Annotated in this window: 8 protein-coding genes, 2 tRNA genes and 3 rRNA genes; all 13 read right to left on the bottom strand. The window is 57.6% G+C overall.

What is annotated here, in order from left to right; all coding sequences use genetic code 11:
* Nucleotides 1-116 precede the first annotated feature (116 nt).
* Nucleotides 117-2,186, bottom strand: coding sequence for an exodeoxyribonuclease V subunit alpha (recD, locus tag A7J50_RS24755; RefSeq protein WP_064454144.1), 2,070 nt, complete (start codon nt 2,184-2,186; stop codon nt 117-119).
* Complete coding sequence (gene recB / locus A7J50_RS24760) at nt 2,183-5,857, bottom strand: exodeoxyribonuclease V subunit beta (RefSeq protein WP_064454145.1); 3,675 nt, start codon at nt 5,855-5,857, stop codon at nt 2,183-2,185. The genes recD and recB overlap by 4 nt, the downstream gene beginning before the upstream one ends.
* A complete protein-coding gene (recC, locus tag A7J50_RS24765; protein WP_064454146.1) occupies nt 5,854-9,306 on the bottom strand; it encodes an exodeoxyribonuclease V subunit gamma in 3,453 nt (1,150 codons plus the stop codon). Before recC ends, recB begins: the two co-directional genes overlap by 4 nt.
* Before the next feature lie 137 nt (nt 9,307-9,443).
* Nucleotides 9,444-9,559: ribosomal RNA gene (rrf, locus tag A7J50_RS24770) — 5S ribosomal RNA — on the bottom strand.
* A 168-nt stretch (nt 9,560-9,727) separates the two neighbouring features.
* Nucleotides 9,728-12,619, bottom strand: a 23S ribosomal RNA gene (locus A7J50_RS24775).
* Nucleotides 12,620-12,869: 250 nt separating this feature from the next.
* Nucleotides 12,870-12,945 (bottom strand) — tRNA-Ala (locus A7J50_RS24780).
* Between the two features lie 30 nt (nt 12,946-12,975).
* A tRNA-Ile gene (locus A7J50_RS24785) sits at nt 12,976-13,052 on the bottom strand.
* Between the two features lie 82 nt (nt 13,053-13,134).
* Nucleotides 13,135-14,671, bottom strand: a 16S ribosomal RNA gene (locus tag A7J50_RS24790).
* Together the 16S, 23S and 5S rRNA genes with 2 tRNA genes alongside form the textbook arrangement of a ribosomal RNA operon.
* A gap of 545 nt (nt 14,672-15,216) precedes the next feature.
* On the bottom strand, nt 15,217-15,837 hold the full coding sequence (msrQ, locus tag A7J50_RS24795; RefSeq protein ID WP_064454147.1) for a protein-methionine-sulfoxide reductase heme-binding subunit MsrQ: 621 nt from the start codon (nt 15,835-15,837) through the stop codon (nt 15,217-15,219).
* The gene (gene msrP, locus A7J50_RS24800; protein WP_064454148.1) at nt 15,837-16,850 is read right to left on the bottom strand and encodes a protein-methionine-sulfoxide reductase catalytic subunit MsrP; all 1,014 of its coding nucleotides are present in this window, start codon (nt 16,848-16,850) and stop codon (nt 15,837-15,839) included. The genes msrQ and msrP overlap by 1 nt, the downstream gene beginning before the upstream one ends.
* A 63-nt stretch (nt 16,851-16,913) precedes the next feature.
* The gene (pssA, locus tag A7J50_RS24805; RefSeq protein ID WP_064454149.1) at nt 16,914-17,771 is read right to left on the bottom strand and encodes a CDP-diacylglycerol--serine O-phosphatidyltransferase; all 858 of its coding nucleotides are present in this window, start codon (nt 17,769-17,771) and stop codon (nt 16,914-16,916) included.
* A gap of 145 nt (nt 17,772-17,916) precedes the next feature.
* The gene (ilvC, locus tag A7J50_RS24810; protein ID WP_064454150.1) at nt 17,917-18,933 is read right to left on the bottom strand and encodes a ketol-acid reductoisomerase; all 1,017 of its coding nucleotides are present in this window, start codon (nt 18,931-18,933) and stop codon (nt 17,917-17,919) included.
* A 46-nt stretch (nt 18,934-18,979) separates the two neighbouring features.
* A complete protein-coding gene (gene ilvN / locus A7J50_RS24815; RefSeq protein ID WP_003176102.1) occupies nt 18,980-19,471 on the bottom strand; it encodes an acetolactate synthase small subunit in 492 nt (163 codons plus the stop codon).
* Between the last annotated feature and the right edge of the window lie 2 nt (nt 19,472-19,473).

Raw genomic sequence — 19,473 nt, forward strand, 5'->3', positions numbered from 1 at the left:
AGGTGATGCCGCAACGATAGCACAGCGGCGCAAAGCCCCGGGAAAGCGTGCTTTCGCGAGGCCTGCTATTTTTTCAGAAAAATCAGACGATCGAATCAGAAATATTTCATGACCGATCAGTCAGTTTTTTTATCCGCAGCGTCCAGCTCCAACATCAAACCACTCAGGCGCTTGACCTTGCGGCGCACGGCTTCCTCAAAGACTCCCCCCCGCGGCTCGATCAGGCTGAACCACCGTTTGGCACGGGTGATGCCGGTGTAGATCAGCTCTTTGGTCAGCACCGGGTTCAGCGCGTCCGGCAGGATCAACGCGGTGTGGGTGAACTCCGAACCCTGGGATTTGTGCACGGTCATGGCGTACACGGTTTCCACATCGTTCAGACGGCTGGGCAGTACAAAACGCACACCGCCTTGGCCATCGTTGCGTGGGAAGGCTACGCGCAAGACCTGTGGGCCATCGTCGCTTTCGGGCAGTTTAAGCGCGATGCCGATGTCGCCGTTCATCAGGCCCAGGCCGTAATCGTTGCGGGTCATGAGCACCGGGCGGCCTTCGTACCATTGGTCGTCACCCTCGATCAGCCGCACTTTGCGCAAGGCGGCGGTGATGCGCAGGTTCAGCCCTTCCACGCCCCAAGGGCCTTTGCGCACGGCGCAAAGCAGTTGGAAGGCGTCGAACGCTTGCAGCAGCTGTTGCGCCCAGTGCGTCCAGGCGGCGTCTTCGCGCGGGGTGTCGAGGGCCGGGCGCGCGCTTTGCAGCAGGTTGAGGTAATAGCGATAACCTTGGGCGTCGTCGCCCTGCCCGTCCAGCACCAGCCGCTCCAGGGCGTGGTCGTGTTCGCCCTTGAGGCTGAGGCAGAAGAGGTCGCTGTGGCTGCGAGCGGCCAGCAGTTTGCGCGCCTCTTCGGCGTTTTGCTGGTTGACCCAACGCGCCAGTTGGCCGATACCGCTGCCTTCGCCAAAACGTCGCGAGTAGCGCAGCATCACCACTTGCTGAGCCAGCGGATGGCTGCCGTCGAGGTCTTCGTGGAGGCCGCTGGCGCTGAGGTCTTCGCCGCTCACGGCTTGCAGCCATTGGCGTGTGTCGGGGCTGTACCAACCGGCTTCAGCGTCGCGGCACAAATCGCCGAGCACGGCGCCGGCCTCCACCGAGGCGAGTTGGTCCTTGTCGCCCAGCAACACCAAGCGGGCGTGGGGCGGTAAGGCGTCCAACAGGTTGGCCATCATTTCCAGGTCGATCATCGAGGCTTCGTCCACCACCAGCACATCCAAAGGCAAAGGGTTGCCAATGTGATGACGGAAGTGCCGCGTGCCCGGGCGACTGCCGAGCAGGCGGTGAACCGTGGTGACCTGGGTCGGGATTTTTTCCCGCACGCTGTCAGGCACGTTCAGCGACAGCACTTGCTGGCTGATGGATTCGGTGAGGCGTGCGGCGGCTTTACCGGTGGGCGCGGCGAGGCGGATGCGCAACGGGCTGCCGGCTTCCACAGCGGGGGCCTGCAACAGGGCGAGCAGGCGCACCACGGTGGTGGTTTTGCCAGTGCCGGGGCCGCCGGTGACGATGCTGAATGCGCCGCGAGTGGCCAGGGCGCAGGCGAGTTTTTGCCAGTCGATGACACCGTCGGGTGGCGGTTGGTCAAACAGACGGTTCAGGCGCTGGGGCAAATCGGCGGCGACGTTTTCCGGGGTCGCCAGGCGCAGGCGCAGCGCCGTGTCGATACGCCGCTCGTAAGTCCAGTAACGGCGCAGGTACAGACGTTTGCCAGACAGCACCAATGGCCGGCTGTGAGCGGCTTCGCTGCCATCAACCGCCAGGGCGACCAGGTGACTGGCGGCCAACGCTTGGCACCAATGCGCACCGTCGAGGCCGGTGAGCAGTTGCGACGGCAACAGCATGGCACCGGTTTGCACGTCGCCTTCGGGTGGCAGTGACAACGCAAAGTCCGGCGCCTTAAGGGTTTCGAACAGGTCGAGGCACACGTGGCCATGGCCCAATTGATGGCTGGTCAATGCCGCAGCCAGCAGCACCAACGGATCGGCTTGCGCGTCGAGTTCGTGGAGGAAGCCGACGAAGGCTTTGTCCAAGGCGCGCAGCCAGCCTCGGTCGACCCAACGTTCCAGCAGTTGCAGCAAGTCGGCAGCGCGGCTGAGCGGCAGCAGTTCCTCAAGCGGTAACGGCGACAGGCTCATAGCAGCACTCCTTGTTCCCAGGCAGGTTCGACTTTGGGCGGTATGGGTTTGCCCTGGAACAGCAGGTCCAAGCCTTCGATCAGTTCACGTGGTGGCCGAGTGAAATACGCGCCTTGGCTGGCCGCCTGAGTGCCGCGCAGGAACAGGTACAGCGCACCGCCGACGTGACGGTCGTAGTCGTAATCCGGCAGGCGTGCCTTGAGCTGGCGGTGCAGAGCCAGCAGGTAAAGTACATATTGCAGGTCGTACCGATGCTCGAGGATCGACTGTTCCATCGCGTCTTGGGTGTAGGCCGAATCGTCGGGGCCGAGCCAGTTGGATTTGTAGTCGGCCACGTAATAGCGGCCGTCGTGTTCGAAGGTCAGGTCGATAAAGCCCTTGAACATGCCGTTGAGCAACACCGGTTCGGCGGCGACCCGGGACACACCATTGTGGGTCTGCTGGCATACCAACTTGTCGAGGGCGAGCACGTCGACCTTGTGGCTGGCGAACCAGAACTCCATTTCAATCTGGTACTGCTGCAGGCTGCTCAGGGTGACGTGGTCGTTATCCACAGGCAGCGGGGTTTGCAGCAGATGGCCCAGCCAACCGCTGAGGGTGACGATCCAACCTTCCCAATTGCGCCGGTTGCAGCGCGCGCCCACGGCTTTTTCGATGGCCTCGGGTGTCACGTTGAAGCCCTCCTCACCCGCCCATTCCAACAGGCCGTGGAGGAAAGTCCCCGGATTAGGGCCACGTGGGAAACGGTGAATGTCACCGCCGGACGCCGCCACTTCGCGCGGAGCATCAGGGTCGAGGCGTTCGTCATCGAACAGCTTCTGGGCCTGTGGGTTTTCCGGCGCTTCGAGGGGGGCGGCGCTCATGCTGTCGCCAATGCGCAATGCACTGTAGGAGGCGATCCACCAGTTCTCGGCAGCCTTGCGCTTGGGCAGCAAGGGCGCGAGCAAGGTGGCTTCGTTGCGCGGCGGGTGGAACAGGATGTCTAGCGCGTCGGGCACGTGGGCGTAGTGGATGGCTGCGCAGCCTTCCTGCAAGTCCAGCAGCCAGCGCGCCAGGCCGGCGGATTCGCCGAGCGATGCGCCGGCGCCGAGCAGATAACCCAGCGCTGACAGGTGCAAGACGGAGCTGTTGGTATTGCCACGCTTAAGGTCGGCAATGCCGAGCCAGCAGGCATGTTTGGCGCGGGTCAGTGCAACGTAGAACAAGCGCAGGTCTTCGGCCAGGCGCTCATCGTCGGCCTGGGCGATCAACTCGGCGCTGGGCCGCAGGCTGACGTGGGATTTGCCGTGTTCGTCGTGGTAATGCAGCGGCAATCGGCTGCCATCCACCGGTTTGGCCGAGCAGATAAAGGGCAAAAACACCAGGTCGTATTCCAGGCCTTTGGACTTGTGAATGGTGACCACTTTGACCAGTTGCTCATCGCTTTCCAGGCGCAGGATCTGTTCTTCACCGGCCTGACCAGACAGCGCCAAGTGTTCGGCCAAATGGCGGATCAGCGCTTGTTCGCCGTCCAGTTCCGACGCGGCCTGTTGCAGCAGTTCGCTGAGGTGCAGCAGGTTGGTCAGCACACGTTCGCCATCGCTGCGGGCGATCAGGGTTTGCGGCAGTTTGAAATCGTGGAGCAGGCGCCGCAGCATCGGCAGCACGCCTTGGGTGCGCCAGATTGCACGGTAGCCACGGAACTGCATCACGCGGGTTTCCCACGCCAGTTCGTCCTGATTCAGACGTTCCAGTTCCGGCAATGAGAGGTTCAAGGTGACGCAGGCCAGGGCGGCGCGCAGCGGGCGCTCGACGTCCGGTTCGGCGCAGGCCTTGAGCCAGGCCAGCAGGTCATGGGCTTCCTGGGCGGCGAAGACGGAGTCTTTGTCGGACAGGTACACGCTGCGCACGCCACGGGCGGCCAACTCAGCGCGCACGGCTTGAGCTTCCTTGCCGTCGCGCACCAGGATGGCGATGTCTGACGGGAGTACGCCTTTGAAACTGCCATCCTCTTGTAGGAAACCGGCAGTGCGTTGCTGTCCGCCATTGAGTAACGCGACGATTTGCGTGGCGCAGGCGGCAGCCAGTTGCTGGCGATACACCGCGTTGGAAATCGGCTGGTCGGTGGGCAGGTGCCAGAGGTTCATCGCCGGCAGCGTTTGACCATCGACCTGCAGTTGCTCTTTACGGCCTTGGGATAACACCGAGTGGAACGGCACCGGGTTGTCGCCATTCGGCTCGCGGAACAGGAACGCACCACGGCCGGTTTCCGCGCGTTGGAACACGTGGTTCACCGCCTCGACCATCGCATGGCTGGAGCGGAAGTTGGTGCCCAGGGTGTGATGGCGGCCAGCGGTGGACTGGCGGGCGCGCAAGTAGGTGTAGATGTCGGCACCGCGGAAAGCGTAGATCGCCTGCTTGGGGTCACCAATCAGGAACAGGCCACTGTCGAGGTGGTTTTCTTCGATGCGGTAGATGCTGTCGAAGATGCTGTATTGCACCGGGTCGGTGTCCTGGAATTCATCGATCAGCGCCACGGGGAACTGCTCGCGGATCACACTGGCCAGACGCTCGCCGCCTTCGGCTTGCAGGGCGGCGTTGAGGCGAATCAGCATGTCGTCGAAGCCCATTTCGGCACGACGGCGTTTTTCTTCTTCGAAACGTTTACCCACCCAGCCGGCGGCGTGTTGCAACACCGCAGCGTCGGGCGTTGGCAAGGCATCGAGGCTGGCTTTGAGACTGGCCATGGCGTCAATGCCAGGGTGGCGCGGCGGTTCGCCCTTCCAGGCTTCGGCCATGCCGTCGGGCGTGAGGCGGGTGAAGCCGGTGCCGATGTCCAACTGCTCGAGGGTTTCGTCAGCGGCCCAGGCACTGATCTTTTCGAACCAGGGCTCGAAGTAACGCGCTTGCATCTTGCGGCCGTCGACGGCTTTGGCGGCCACGGCCTGCAGGCAGATATCACGCAGCTCGGCGGCCCATTGTTGCCAGGGTGCCTTGAGGGTGACCAGCGCTTCGCGGCGCTCTTGCAGGCAAGCGTTGATCAGCTCGGCTGGCTCGCGGGTTTCGTCAGTAGGCCGTTCGCTGCCGAACAGCGCACGCACGCGCGGCATCAGCGCGGCGGGGCCGCTCCAGTTTTTGCGTACCCAATTGAGTGCGTCGTCATGCATCGGGTAGCAGAACAGCCGCCAGTAGTCGCGCAGCACTTCGCCGAGCAGGTCGCTGTGGTCGGTTTCCAGGGTCTGGGTGAACAGGCTGCCGCTGTCGAACGCGTGTTCGCGCAGCATGCGCTGGCACCAACTGTGGATGGTCGAGACGGCCGCTTCGTCCATCCATTGGGCGGCGATGTCCAGACGGTTGGCGCAGGCAGGCCATTGCTCGGGGCGGTATTGATCGCGCAGGTCGGCGATCAGGGCGTCAGGCTGGTCGATTTCGTCGCGGAAAAAACGCGCCGCCTCGGCGAGGCGGATACGGATGCGTTCGCGCAGCTCTTTGGTGGCCGCGTCGGTGAAGGTCACCACAAGGATTTGCGGTGGCAGCAGTTCGCGACCGAAGCCGGACTCATCACCCCCATGGCCAAGCACCAGGCGCAAATACAGGGCGGAAATGGTAAAGGTCTTGCCGGTGCCGGCGCTGGCTTCAATCAGCTGGCTGCCTTTTAGCGGGAAGGCCAGGGCTAAAGGTTTGCCGATCATGCGCTGGCCTCCTCACGGGTGAGCGATCGCCAGGGGGCGTTGAGCAACGGGCGATACAGGGTTTCGCACCAACCTTCGAATTCTTCGCTGGCTACCAGGGTGGCGTAGTCGGGGAACTGGCGGGTGAGCGCCGGGGTTTCTCGTCGTTCGCCGTCGGTGGTCAGGCCGTCGCCTTCGTAGGCTTTGCTCGCGGCGGCCTGGGCCTTGACGGGGTCGGTTTGGCCGAGCCAGGCAAAGGCGGTTTTCACGGCCACGGGGAGCGGTTTTCGCATGCCGGTGTGCCAGGCCAGCAGTAGGTTGCCGAGGATTTCCTGAGCATTGGATGTATCCAGTGGGCCCAGTAACAAGGTGTCGTCACTCGCGACCAAGCCGGTGCTGAGTGGCAGGCCGCAGGCGCAGGCAACGACGTGATTGACCCATGGGCGAATCAGGCGATGCCACTTGCGGGTCTTGATTGAGCCGATGCTGTTGGGAATGGTGGTCACACTTAGCAACCCGCCATCACTGCGCCCATGCAGGCCACTGATCCAGCCTTCCAGCTGCAGACCTTGGTGCTCAAAACTGATCGGCTCGGCGGTTGTTTGTGGAGTAGGCCACAGCGCCAGTAAGTGTTGATAACGCTGCAGCAAATCGGGCAATGGCTCGATCAGTTCGTTACGCAGGCACTCGCCAAAACCGACCATTGGCAACAGGCCACTGCCTTGCAGGCGCAGCGCCTGGGCGTGTAGGGCCTGATCCACGTGATCGGGCTGGGTCAGCGCGGCGTTCAGCAGGCTGTCGCTGAGGCTGTAGCGTTGCAGCGCATCGAGGACGAAGGGCTCTTCATCGGCCAGAGGCACTTCAGCGGCTTCGAAGAACACTTTCAGACGCTGGCTGAAGAAATGTTTGACTGGGTTGCGTAGGAAATCCTGCAACTGGCCAAGGCTCAAGGGTTCTTCTTGTTGGTGTGGCGCCAGTTCGTGTTCTTGTGTGGGGACATCGGACGCTTCGTGGAGCAACTGCCACTCACGTGCGTAGCTGAACAGTGGGTCGCCGGCATGGAAGTAGCGTGCGCTGAACGGTTGGAGTGGGTGCTCCTGGGTCATCGCTTCCAGCAGCGGTTCTTCTGCTTGTGCGTTGTGCCATCCGCTGGCGAGATGATCGCGCAGTTGGCCAATCAGTACGGAGGCCGGGCGGTCGCTGTTGTCACGGATGCTGCGGCCGACCCAACTGATATACAGCTGGTCGCGGGCTGACAGCAGGGCTTCGAGCAGCAGGTAGCGGTCGTCTTCACGGCGTGAACGGTCGCCGGGGCGGTAGTCGCTGCCCATCAGGTCGAAGTCCAACGGCGGTTGGGCGCGCGGGTAGTCGCCGTCGTTCATACCCAACAGGCAGACAAGCTTGAACGGAATGGCGCGCATAGGCATCAGTGTGCAGAAATTGACAGCGCCTGCGAGGAAGCGCTGGGACAGGCGGCCTTGGTCCAGGCCGGCCAGCCAGGCTTCGCGGACTACGGTGAGAGGTAACTCGTCTTGTAGGCCGACGGACTCGCAGGTCTCTAGCCAAGTCTCTCTGAGTTGTTCGAGTTGGCCGAGGAGGTAGTCGTCATGTTCACTGCTGGGCAGGAAGAATAACTGCATCAGGCGCTGCAGGCGCGCGCCCCACTCTGTTGGAGGCGCTGGTTGGGACAAGGCTTGATGCGCGTCATTCAATGCATCCAGCAAGGCGACCAGCGGGCCAATCAATGCGGCATCGAGACCACCGATTTCATCATAGGGCTCGATACCATCGCAGGCCGCGCCGGTGCCGACGGCATAGCCCAACAACATGCGGCGCAAGCCGAATCGCCAACTGTTTTGCTCCAGCTCGTTTGGCAAGCCCAGGCCGGCACGTTGCTCGGCGTTAAGGCCCCAACGGATGCCGGCGCCTTCGATCCAGCGGTGCAGTGTGGGCAGGTCGCGCTCCTTGATCGCGAAACGTTCGCGCAACGCAGGAACGTCGAGCAGGTCGAGAATTTCGCTCACCGGGAAGCGGCTGTCCGGGAGTTTCAACAAGTGTTCGACGGCGATCAGCAGAGGGTCGCGGCCGCGCTGGCCCTGGTCGGTAAGGGTGAAGGGGATAAAGCGTGGGTCAGTTCTTTCCAGTTGGCCGAACACGGCGCGAATATGCGGTGCGTAGCTGTCAACGTCGGGGACCATGACGATGATGTCGCGCGGGCGCAGCGTAGGGTCGGCACTGAAGCGTTGGAGCAGTTGGTCGTGGAGAATTTCCACTTCGCGTTGGGCGCTGTGGGCAATGTGGAAGCGGATGGAGCTGTCGTTATTGAGGTCGACGCCGGGCCACAGCTCACGCGTTTCGTTGAGTGGGCGCAGTTCGAGAATGTCATCCTGCAACTGGTTGAGCAGCGTGGTCGGTTCGCTTTCGCTGAACAGGTCGATGCGCCCGTCACGGAAGGCGGCGCGGTAGCTGTTGGGGTCGTCGTAACTGTCCAGCAGGCTGATGTAGTCCCGGCCCTGTTTGCCCCAAGCGGCGAGCAGCGGGTGCGCGTGCTGGTGCAGGGTTTGCGGGTCGATGGTGACCGGCATTCCGACTTTGCGCGCTTGGCGTTTGTACTCGTTACGCAGCAGGTCTTTGTCCGCGACGATGTCAGACCAATGGTGGCGGCAAGGGTTGTGTACGCACAACAAGACTTGGCTGAATCTCGCCAGGCCAGCGAGCGCTTCCAGCGCCTGTGCGGGCAAAGAGGAAATGCCGAAAACAATCACTCGGGACGGCAGGCCTTGGGGGGCTTTTTCGAGGGTGTTGATCCGTTCAATGAAACGCTGATGAACACCGGCGCGGCTTTCAGCCATGCCCTCTTCACCTACATCCAGTAGCAGTGCACGCCATAACTCTGCTTGCCAGCAGTTCGCTGGGTTTAGTGGCTTGGACTCGCCTCGACCGTTGCGCAGTTGGTGACGGCCGGCGGCCCAGTCTTCCAGCCAGTCGGCGCGGTAGACCTGATACTGGTCGAACAAGTCGGCCAACCGCTCTGCGAGTTGATAGCGTTTGCGCAGGTCAGTGTCGTGGGTGAGGAAACGCTGCAGCGGCTCGAAATGCGCTTGATCGATGAGCTCTGGTAGAAGGCGCATCAGGCGCCAGGTCAGTGGGGCTTTATCAAGCAGAGACTTGGGCGGGATTTCATCCTTACCCAGGACCATGCGATAGAGCTGCCACATAAAGCTGCCGGGAAGTTGCACGTCGATAGCGGCGGCGATGCCGCAGCCGCCCATATCATCTTCTTCGGGGTCTTCGGCCAAAGCCAACTTGAGCCATTGGGCAATGCCGTTGCTTTGGACCAGCGCGATTTCGTTTTCCAGGGGGGCCAGCGGATAACGACGCATCCAGCTGACGACCAGGCTGCGCAGTTCGTCCAGACGGTTGCCGTGAACCACCATAAATCCAGCGCTGAGAGACGTCGCATCCGGCATAACGGCTTCCTTGGGAAAAGCAAAATCGAGGCATGGACTTTAGCACTGTAGGCGGCCGCAATAAGCCCCTTTGCACTTTTCGACCGCCCAAAACAAAACCCCTGTCTGCGTTAGCAAACAGGGGTTTTGGAATTTAATCTTGACGATGACCTACTCTCACATGGGGAAACCCCACACTACCATCGGCGATGCATCGTTTCACTGCTGAGTTCGGGATGGGATCAGGTGGTTCCAATGCTCTATGGTCGTCAAGAAATTCGGGTACTGAGTCGTGGCCAGCTGGCCTCGCTTCAGCAAATTGGGTATGTGACAGCTTTCGGTGTTTTGTGAGATTCGAACTTTCGGTTCTATCGTCTTCACACACCGCAATCTGGTCTCTTTCGCTTTTCAGCTCGGAGCATGCAAATTGCTTGGGTGTTATATGGTCAAGCCTCACGGGCAATTAGTATTGGTTAGCTCAACGCCTCACAGCGCTTACACACCCAACCTATCAACGTCGTAGTCTTCGACGGCCCTTCAGGGGACTCAAGGTCCCAGTGAGATCTCATCTTGAGGCTAGTTTCCCGCTTAGATGCTTTCAGCGGTTATCTATTCCGAACATAGCTACCCGGCAATGCCACTGGCGTGACAACCGGAACACCAGAGGTTCGTCCACTCCGGTCCTCTCGTACTAGGAGCAGCCCCTCTCAAATCTCAAACGTCCACGGCAGATAGGGACCGAACTGTCTCACGACGTTCTAAACCCAGCTCGCGTACCACTTTAAATGGCGAACAGCCATACCCTTGGGACCGGCTTCAGCCCCAGGATGTGATGAGCCGACATCGAGGTGCCAAACACCGCCGTCGATATGAACTCTTGGGCGGTATCAGCCTGTTATCCCCGGAGTACCTTTTATCCGTTGAGCGATGGCCCTTCCATACAGAACCACCGGATCACTAAGACCTACTTTCGTACCTGCTCGACGTGTCTGTCTCGCAGTCAAGCGCGCTTTTGCCTTTATACTCTACGACCGATTTCCGACCGGTCTGAGCGCACCTTCGTACTCCTCCGTTACTCTTTAGGAGGAGACCGCCCCAGTCAAACTACCCACCATACACTGTCCTCGATCCGGATAACGGACCTGAGTTAGAACCTCAAAGTTGCCAGGGTGGTATTTCAAGGTTGGCTCCACGCGAACTGGCGTCCACGCTTCAAAGCCTCCCACCTATCCTACACAAGCAAATTCAAAGTCCAGTGCAAAGCTATAGTAAAGGTTCACGGGGTCTTTCCGTCTAGCCGCGGATACACTGCATCTTCACAGCGATTTCAATTTCACTGAGTCTCGGGTGGAGACAGCGCCGCCATCGTTACGCCATTCGTGCAGGTCGGAACTTACCCGACAAGGAATTTCGCTACCTTAGGACCGTTATAGTTACGGCCGCCGTTTACCGGGGCTTCGATCAAGAGCTTCGCGTTAGCTAACCCCATCAATTAACCTTCCGGCACCGGGCAGGCGTCACACCCTATACGTCCACTTTCGTGTTTGCAGAGTGCTGTGTTTTTAATAAACAGTCGCAGCGGCCTGGTATCTTCGACCGGCATGAGCTTACGGAGCAAGTCCTTCACCCTCACCGGCGCACCTTCTCCCGAAGTTACGGTGCCATTTTGCCTAGTTCCTTCACCCGAGTTCTCTCAAGCGCCTTGGTATTCTCTACCCAACCACCTGTGTCGGTTTGGGGTACGGTTCCTGGTTACCTGAAGCTTAGAAGCTTTTCTTGGAAGCATGGCATCAACCACTTCGTCATCTAAAAGATGACTCGTCATCAGCTCTCGGCCTTAGAATCCCGGATTTACCTAAGATTCCAGCCTACCACCTTAAACTTGGACAACCAACGCCAAGCTGGCCTAGCCTTCTCCGTCCCTCCATCGCAATAACCAGAAGTACAGGAATATTAACCTGTTTTCCATCGACTACGCTTTTCAGCCTCGCCTTAGGGACCGACTAACCCTGCGTCGATTAACGTTGCGCAGGAAACCTTGGTCTTTCGGCGTGGGTGTTTTTCACACCCATTGTCGTTACTCATGTCAGCATTCGCACTTCTGATACCTCCAGCAAGCTTCTCAACTCACCTTCACAGGCTTACAGAACGCTCCTCTACCGCATCACTTACGTGATACCCGTAGCTTCGGTGTATGGTTTGAGCCCCGTTACATCTTCCGCGCATGCCGACTCGACTAGTGAGCTATTACGCTTTCTTTAAAGGGTGGCTGCTTCTAAGCCAACCTCCTAGCTGTCTAAGCCTTCCCACATCGTTTCCCACTTAACCATAACTTTGGGACCTTAGCTGACGGTCTGGGTTGTTTCCCTTTTCACGACGGACGTTAGCACCCGCCGTGTGTCTCCCATGCTCGGCACTTGTAGGTATTCGGAGTTTGCATCGGTTTGGTAAGTCGGGATGACCCCCTAGCCGAAACAGTGCTCTACCCCCTACAGTGATACATGAGGCGCTACCTAAATAGCTTTCGAGGAGAACCAGCTATCTCCGAGCTTGATTAGCCTTTCACTCCGATCCACAGGTCATCCGCTAACTTTTCAACGGTAGTCGGTTCGGTCCTCCAGTTAGTGTTACCCAACCTTCAACCTGCCCATGGATAGATCGCCCGGTTTCGGGTCTATTCCCAGCGACTAGACGCCCTATTAAGACTCGCTTTCGCTACGCCTCCCCTATTCGGTTAAGCTCGCCACTGAAAATAAGTCGCTGACCCATTATACAAAAGGTACGCAGTCACCCAACAAAGTGGGCTCCCACTGCTTGTACGCATACGGTTTCAGGATCTATTTCACTCCCCTCTCCGGGGTTCTTTTCGCCTTTCCCTCACGGTACTAGTTCACTATCGGTCAGTCAGTAGTATTTAGCCTTGGAGGATGGTCCCCCCATATTCAGACAAAGTTTCTCGTGCTCCGTCCTACTCGATTTCATGACTAAGAGATTTTCGCGTACAGGGCTATCACCCACTATGGCCGCACTTTCCAGAGCGTTCCGCTAATCTCAAAGCCACTTAAGGGCTAGTCCCCGTTCGCTCGCCACTACTAAGGGAATCTCGGTTGATTTCTTTTCCTCAGGGTACTTAGATGTTTCAGTTCCCCTGGTTCGCTCCATACACCTATGTATTCAGTGTAAGGTAACCATCTTATGATGGCTGGGTTCCCCCATTCAGACATCTCCGGATCAAAGTCTGTTTGCCGACTCCCCGAAGCTTTTCGCAGGCTACCACGTCTTTCATCGCCTCTGACTGCCAAGGCATCCACCGTATGCGCTTCTTCACTTGACCATATAACCCCAAGCAATCTGGTTATACTGTGAAGACAACATTCGCCGAAAATTCGATAATACTCAATTACGAGTAACTCACAAATTTTACCTTAGCCTGATCCGTTACCAGTGAAAGTAACGTTCAGTCTATCTTTCTATCACATACCCAAATTTTTAAAGAACGATCTAATCAAAGACTAGAAATCAACATTCACCACCTTAACGATGGAATGCTCATTTCTAAGCTTTCAAAACTTCAGAAGCAGTAGTGGTGGAGCCAAACGGGATCGAACCGTTGACCTCCTGCGTGCAAGGCAGGCGCTCTCCCAGCTGAGCTATGGCCCCGTATTTCTACAGGCGTTTCCCACACAAAATTGGTGGGTCTGGGCAGATTCGAACTGCCGACCTCACCCTTATCAGGGGTGCGCTCTAACCAACTGAGCTACAGACCCAATTTCGGGCTGCTTCTTATCGTCTTCTTCAATGAATCAAGCAATTCGTGTGGGAACTTATGGAGCAGCTGATGTCGTCGATTAAGGAGGTGATCCAGCCGCAGGTTCCCCTACGGCTACCTTGTTACGACTTCACCCCAGTCATGAATCACACCGTGGTAACCGTCCTCCCGAAGGTTAGACTAGCTACTTCTGGTGCAACCCACTCCCATGGTGTGACGGGCGGTGTGTACAAGGCCCGGGAACGTATTCACCGCGACATTCTGATTCGCGATTACTAGCGATTCCGACTTCACGCAGTCGAGTTGCAGACTGCGATCCGGACTACGATCGGTTTTGTGGGATTAGCTCCACCTCGCGGCTTGGCAACCCTCTGTACCGACCATTGTAGCACGTGTGTAGCCCAGGCCGTAAGGGCCATGATGACTTGACGTCATCCCCACCTTCCTCCGGTTTGTCACCGGCAGTCTCCTTAGAGTGCCCACCATTACGTGCTGGTAACTAAGGACAAGGGTTGCGCTCGTTACGGGACTTAACCCAACATCTCACGACACGAGCTGACGACAGCCATGCAGCACCTGTCTCAATGTTCCCGAAGGCACCAATCTATCTCTAGAAAGTTCATTGGATGTCAAGGCCTGGTAAGGTTCTTCGCGTTGCTTCGAATTAAACCACATGCTCCACCGCTTGTGCGGGCCCCCGTCAATTCATTTGAGTTTTAACCTTGCGGCCGTACTCCCCAGGCGGTCAACTTAATGCGTTAGCTGCGCCACTAAGAGCTCAAGGCTCCCAACGGCTAGTTGACATCGTTTACGGCGTGGACTACCAGGGTATCTAATCCTGTTTGCTCCCCACGCTTTCGCACCTCAGTGTCAGTATTAGTCCAGGTGGTCGCCTTCGCCACTGGTGTTCCTTCCTATATCTACGCATTTCACCGCTACACAGGAAATTCCACCACCCTCTACCATACTCTAGTCAGTCAGTTTTGAATGCAGTTCCCAGGTTGAGCCCGGGGATTTCACATCCAACTTAACAAACCACCTACGCGCGCTTTACGCCCAGTAATTCCGATTAACGCTTGCACCCTCTGTATTACCGCGGCTGCTGGCACAGAGTTAGCCGGTGCTTATTCTGTCGGTAACGTCAAAACACTAACGTATTAGGTTAATGCCCTTCCTCCCAACTTAAAGTGCTTTACAATCCGAAGACCTTCTTCACACACGCGGCATGGCTGGATCAGGCTTTCGCCCATTGTCCAATATTCCCCACTGCTGCCTCCCGTAGGAGTCTGGACCGTGTCTCAGTTCCAGTGTGACTGATCATCCTCTCAGACCAGTTACGGATCGTCGCCTTGGTGAGCCATTACCTCACCAACTAGCTAATCCGACCTAGGCTCATCTGATAGCGCAAGGCCCGAAGGTCCCCTGCTTTCTCCCGTAGGACGTATGCGGTATTAGCGTCCGTTTCCGAACGTTATCCCCCACTACCAGGCAGATTCCTAGGCATTACTCACCCGTCCGCCGCTCTCAAGAGAAGCAAGCTTCTCTCTACCGCTCGACTTGCATGTGTTAGGCCTGCCGCCAGCGTTCAATCTGAGCCATGATCAAACTCTTCAGTTCAAACATCTTTGGGTTTTTAAGAAACCCTAAACTTGGCTCAGCAATCGTTGGTTACATCTTTGATTTCTCGCGGAGTAACTTGTGATGCTGATAATCTTGTTGACTATCAGTCTGACTCCACAAGCACCCACACGAATTGCTTGATTCAGTTGTTAAAGAGCGGTTGGTTAAGATCTTTCGTCTCAACCGAGGCGCGCATTCTACAGCAGCCTCATTTGCTGTCAAGTGATTATTTTCAGAAGTTTTCGAAGAATTCTTCAACAACTTCAACCACTTGCGCTTCCGATCTCTCGTTAGCGGGAGGCGAATTCTACAGCGTTACACGCTGCTGTCAACACCTCTTTTTCTCCGCTTTCGACCGAGAGGATCGAAACGTTAATAGAGCCAAACAACACTGCCCTACCAACTCCTTCTGGGCTTCGATGAACTGAAGCAACTCGCTGTCGAACTCTGCATAACTCTTTGTTTACCAAGGAGTTTTCCGTTTCGACTGCGCCGGAAGTGGGGCGAATTATAGACTTCCAGAATTTGCCGTCAAGCGCTAATTACGCTTTTGTCGTAGAAAGTGGTTTTTTCGCAATAAGGCGGGGAATTCGACGCATCACTGGTGGAATCCGCAAGAGCAAAAGCAACGCGCCTATAGATGCATAGATAGCCCACTCCTTCAGGTCGGCCCGCACGATCCAAAGCATATGCAGCAAACCAAGCCCAAGAATCACATACACCAGACGATGCAGCTTCTTCCAACGGCTGCCGAGCCGACGCTGGCTATAACGATTTGACGTCACCGCCAGCACCAATAAACAGAGAAAACCCAGCGCGCCCACAATAATGTAAGGCCGCTTGCGCAGCTCTACACCAAATTGCGACCAATCAAGTCCAAGGATGAACACACAATAAGCCGCCAGGTGCAGAGCCACATACGCAAAACACCAGAGCCCCAACTGTCGGCGGACGGCTATCCACCCCGCCCACCCGCTGAGTTTCTGCAGTGGCGTCATGCACAGCGTGATCAGCAACAGAATCAACGTTCCAAGCCCCAGTCGATCCATCAACACTTTCCCGGGATCCGGCCCGAGCACAGAGCTCCACGCCTCATACAGCCAGAAAAATGGCCATATCGCCGCGGCTATAAAGACGCCAACGCGCCAGATCGGATAACGCATCAGTAGTTCTTCCGCAAATCGAGGCCTGTATAAAGAGAGGCGACCTCATCCGAGTAGCCATTGAACATCTGCGTCTCGCGCACATTCGGACTGAACAAGCCGCTCGGCAGACGACGCTCCCGCGCCTGGGTCCAGCGAGGATGGTCGACTGTAGGATTCACGTTCGCGTAGAACCCATACTCATTGGCCGCAATACTCTGCCACGTGGTCTTAGGCTGCTCGCTCACCAGACTGATACGCACAATGGACTTCACACTCTTGAATCCATACTTCCACGGCACCACCAAACGCAATGGCGCACCGTTCTGGTTAGGCAACTCACGCCCATACATGCCAACCGCAAGGATCGCCAACGGATTCATCGCCTCATCCAGACGCAGCCCTTCTACATAAGGCCAGTCGATCAAGCCGAAGCTGGAGCGCTGCCCCGGCATGCTTTTGGGGTCCTGGAGCGTTTCAAAGCGTATGTACTTGGCCTTGGAGGTTGGCTCAACCTGTTTGAGCAAGGCTGAAATTGGAAAGCCCATCCACGGAATCACCATCGACCACGCCTCGACACAGCGCAGCCGGTAAATGCGTTCTTCCAACTGATAAGGCTTCATGAAGTCTTCCAGCGCATAACGCCCAGGCTTCGCGACCTCCCCATCAATGACCACACTCCAGGGCTCAGTCTTGAGTGAACCCGCGTTCTTCGCTGGGTCGCCCTTATCCGTGCCGAACTCATAGAAGTTGTTGTAGTGGGTTGCATCCTTGAACGGAGTGATGGCTTCGCCCTTGACCGTGACAGCCTGCCACTGGGTACTCGGCAGTTTCTCGGCAAACCAGCTCGGAGCGTTACCCGGTTCGACATCAGCGTAACGCGCAGCATCGTCCGCACTCGCCCAACGCGGCAACGTACTCGCAGCCACACCGGCAAGCGCACCGCCAAGCAAGCTACGGCGAGAGAGATAGAAGGATTCAGGGGTGACATCCGATTCGTGGCAATCGGACGCTTTGGGGATCTTGATTAACATGGCAACTCCGCAGCATTGGAGAACTGATGCACCAATAGACTGCGGAGTATGGGGAATATTACATTAAGGCAATGTTTTGTCCCGACGAAGATGCAGCAGGTACTGAATCGGCCCCGAAGCGGCATAGACCAAAAATGCCAGCAGCAATATGCGCGGCGGGTCGCTGAACACGACGGCAAATACCAGTACCACCACCAGGATAGCCACGAAAGGCACGCGCCCCTTGAGGTCAAACTCCTTGAAGCTGTTGTACTTGATGTTACTGACCATCAACATCCCGGCCGCCGCAACCATCAAGGCCACCAGGAAAGACATCTTCGATCCCTGTATCCCGTAGTCACTGAACGCCCAGACGATACCCGCCACCACTCCCGCAGCAGCGGGGCTCGCGAGACCAATGAAGTAACGCTTGTCGGCGGTACCCACCTGGGTATTGAAGCGCGCCAGCCGCAAAGCTGCGCCCGCGACGTAGATAAAGGCAACCATCCAGCCGACCTTACCCATATCACCCAGCGCCCAAGCGAACGCCAGCAGTGCAGGCGCCACACCAAAGGCGACCATGTCCGACAACGAGTCGTACTCGGCACCGAAGGCGCTTTGGGTATTGGTCATGCGCGCGACACGACCATCAAGGCCGTCGAGCACCATGGCCACAAAAATTGCGATGGCAGCAAAACCGAAATACTTGCTGGCACTCGCCGCATCACCCGCCGCCAATGCGCTCTGAGCGCTCATGGAGTTGATGATGGAATAGAACCCGGCAAACAGGTTCGCGGTGGTGAACAGATTGGGCAGGAGATAGATGCCACGATGCCGGACCTTGCGGCCTTCCGCGTCATGCCCTTCTTCGACATGTTCATCGATCGGTAGCAGGCTATCGGCGCCAGAAGCCTGGCTTGGCTCGTCGGGACGTTCGCTCATGGACTTTACCTTGCAACGGTGTGAAAAAAATTCGACAAATACTTGCGGCGAGTGTTCGCCCGCAAACGATGCAGCTTTATACCAGAACCTGCCTCCCAAACGAAAAAACGCGGCCTAAGCCGCGTTTTCTCTTGATGCGTACGACTTAGTTTTTGGCTTTGTCGACGATCTTGTTGGCACCGATCCACGGCATCATGGAGCGCAGTTGCTCGCCGATGATTTCGATACCGTGAGCGGCGTTGTTACGACGCTTGGCGGTCATCGAAGGGTAGCCGGTTGCGCCTTCGCTGATGAACATTTTGGCGTATTCACCGTCCTGAATACGTTTCAGGGCGTTGCGCATAGCCTGACGGGACTCGGCGTTGATGACTTCCGGGCCAGTCACGTACTCGCCGTATTCGGCGTTGTTGGAGATCGAGTAGTTCATGTTGGCGATACCGCCTTCGTACATGAGGTCAACGATCAGCTTCAGTTCGTGCAGGCATTCGAAGTAGGCCATTTCCGGCGCGTAGCCAGCTTCAACCAGGGTTTCGAAACCGGCTTTAACCAGTTCAACGGTACCGCCGCACAGAACAGCTTGCTCGCCGAACAGGTCGGTTTCGGTCTCGTCCTTGAAGGTGGTTTCGATGATGCCGGTACGACCGCCACCAACACCCGCTGCGTAGGACAGTGCAACGTTTTTGGCGTTGCCCGAAGCGTCCTGGTAGATCGCGATCAGGTCAGGAATACCGCCGCCTTTGACGAACTCGGAGCGCACGGTGTGGCCCGGTGCTTTCGGCGCGATCATGATCACGTCGAGGTCGGCACGCGGCACAACCTGGTTGTAGTGAATCGCGAAGCCGTGGGAGAAGGCCAGGGTTGCGCCCTTCTTGATGTTCGGCTCGATTTCGTTCTTGTACAGCGCGGACTGGAACTCGTCCGGGGTCAGGATCATGACCAGGTCGGCAGCAGCAACAGCGGAAGCAACGTCAGTTACTTTCAGGCCATGAGCTTCAGCCTTGGAAACAGTGGCCGAGCCTTTACGCAGGCCAACAGTCACGTCAACGCCGGAATCTTTCAGGTTGCACGCTTGAGCGTGGCCCTGGGAACCGTAGCCGATGATGGCGACTTTTTTGCCCTGGATGATCGACAGGTCACAATCTTTTTCGTAATAAACTTTCATGAGGTTCCTCTATATATCCAGGCCGTTAGGCCATTCACTAATTGGGTTAGATGCTGAGTACTTTGTCGCCACGAGCAATCCCGGTGACGCCACTGCGTACAGTTTCCAGAATCGAGGCCGTCCCGATCGACTGGATGAAGCTGTCCAGCTTGTCGCTTGTACCGGTCAGTTGCACGGTATAAACGCTGGCGCTCACATCGACGATCTGCCCGCGATAAATGTCGGTAGTCCGTTTGATTTCGGCACGCTGGGCACCCGTGGCCTTAACCTTCACCAACATCAGCTCACGCTCGATGTGGGCACTTTCCGACAGATCGACCAGCTTGACCACTTCGATCAGTTTGTTGAGGTTCTTGGTGATCTGCTCGATTACCTCATCGTGGCCCACGGTGGTCAACGTCAGGCGCGACAGGGTCGGGTCTTCGGTCGGGGCCACGGTCAGGCTTTCGATGTTGTAGTTGCGTTGCGAAAACAGGCCGACAACACGAGACAGAGCGCCGGGTTCGTTCTCCAGAAGCAGGGAGATAATGTGCCGCATGA

Source organism: Pseudomonas antarctica, from assembly GCF_001647715.1.
Lineage (GTDB): Bacteria > Pseudomonadota > Gammaproteobacteria > Pseudomonadales > Pseudomonadaceae > Aquipseudomonas > Aquipseudomonas antarctica_A.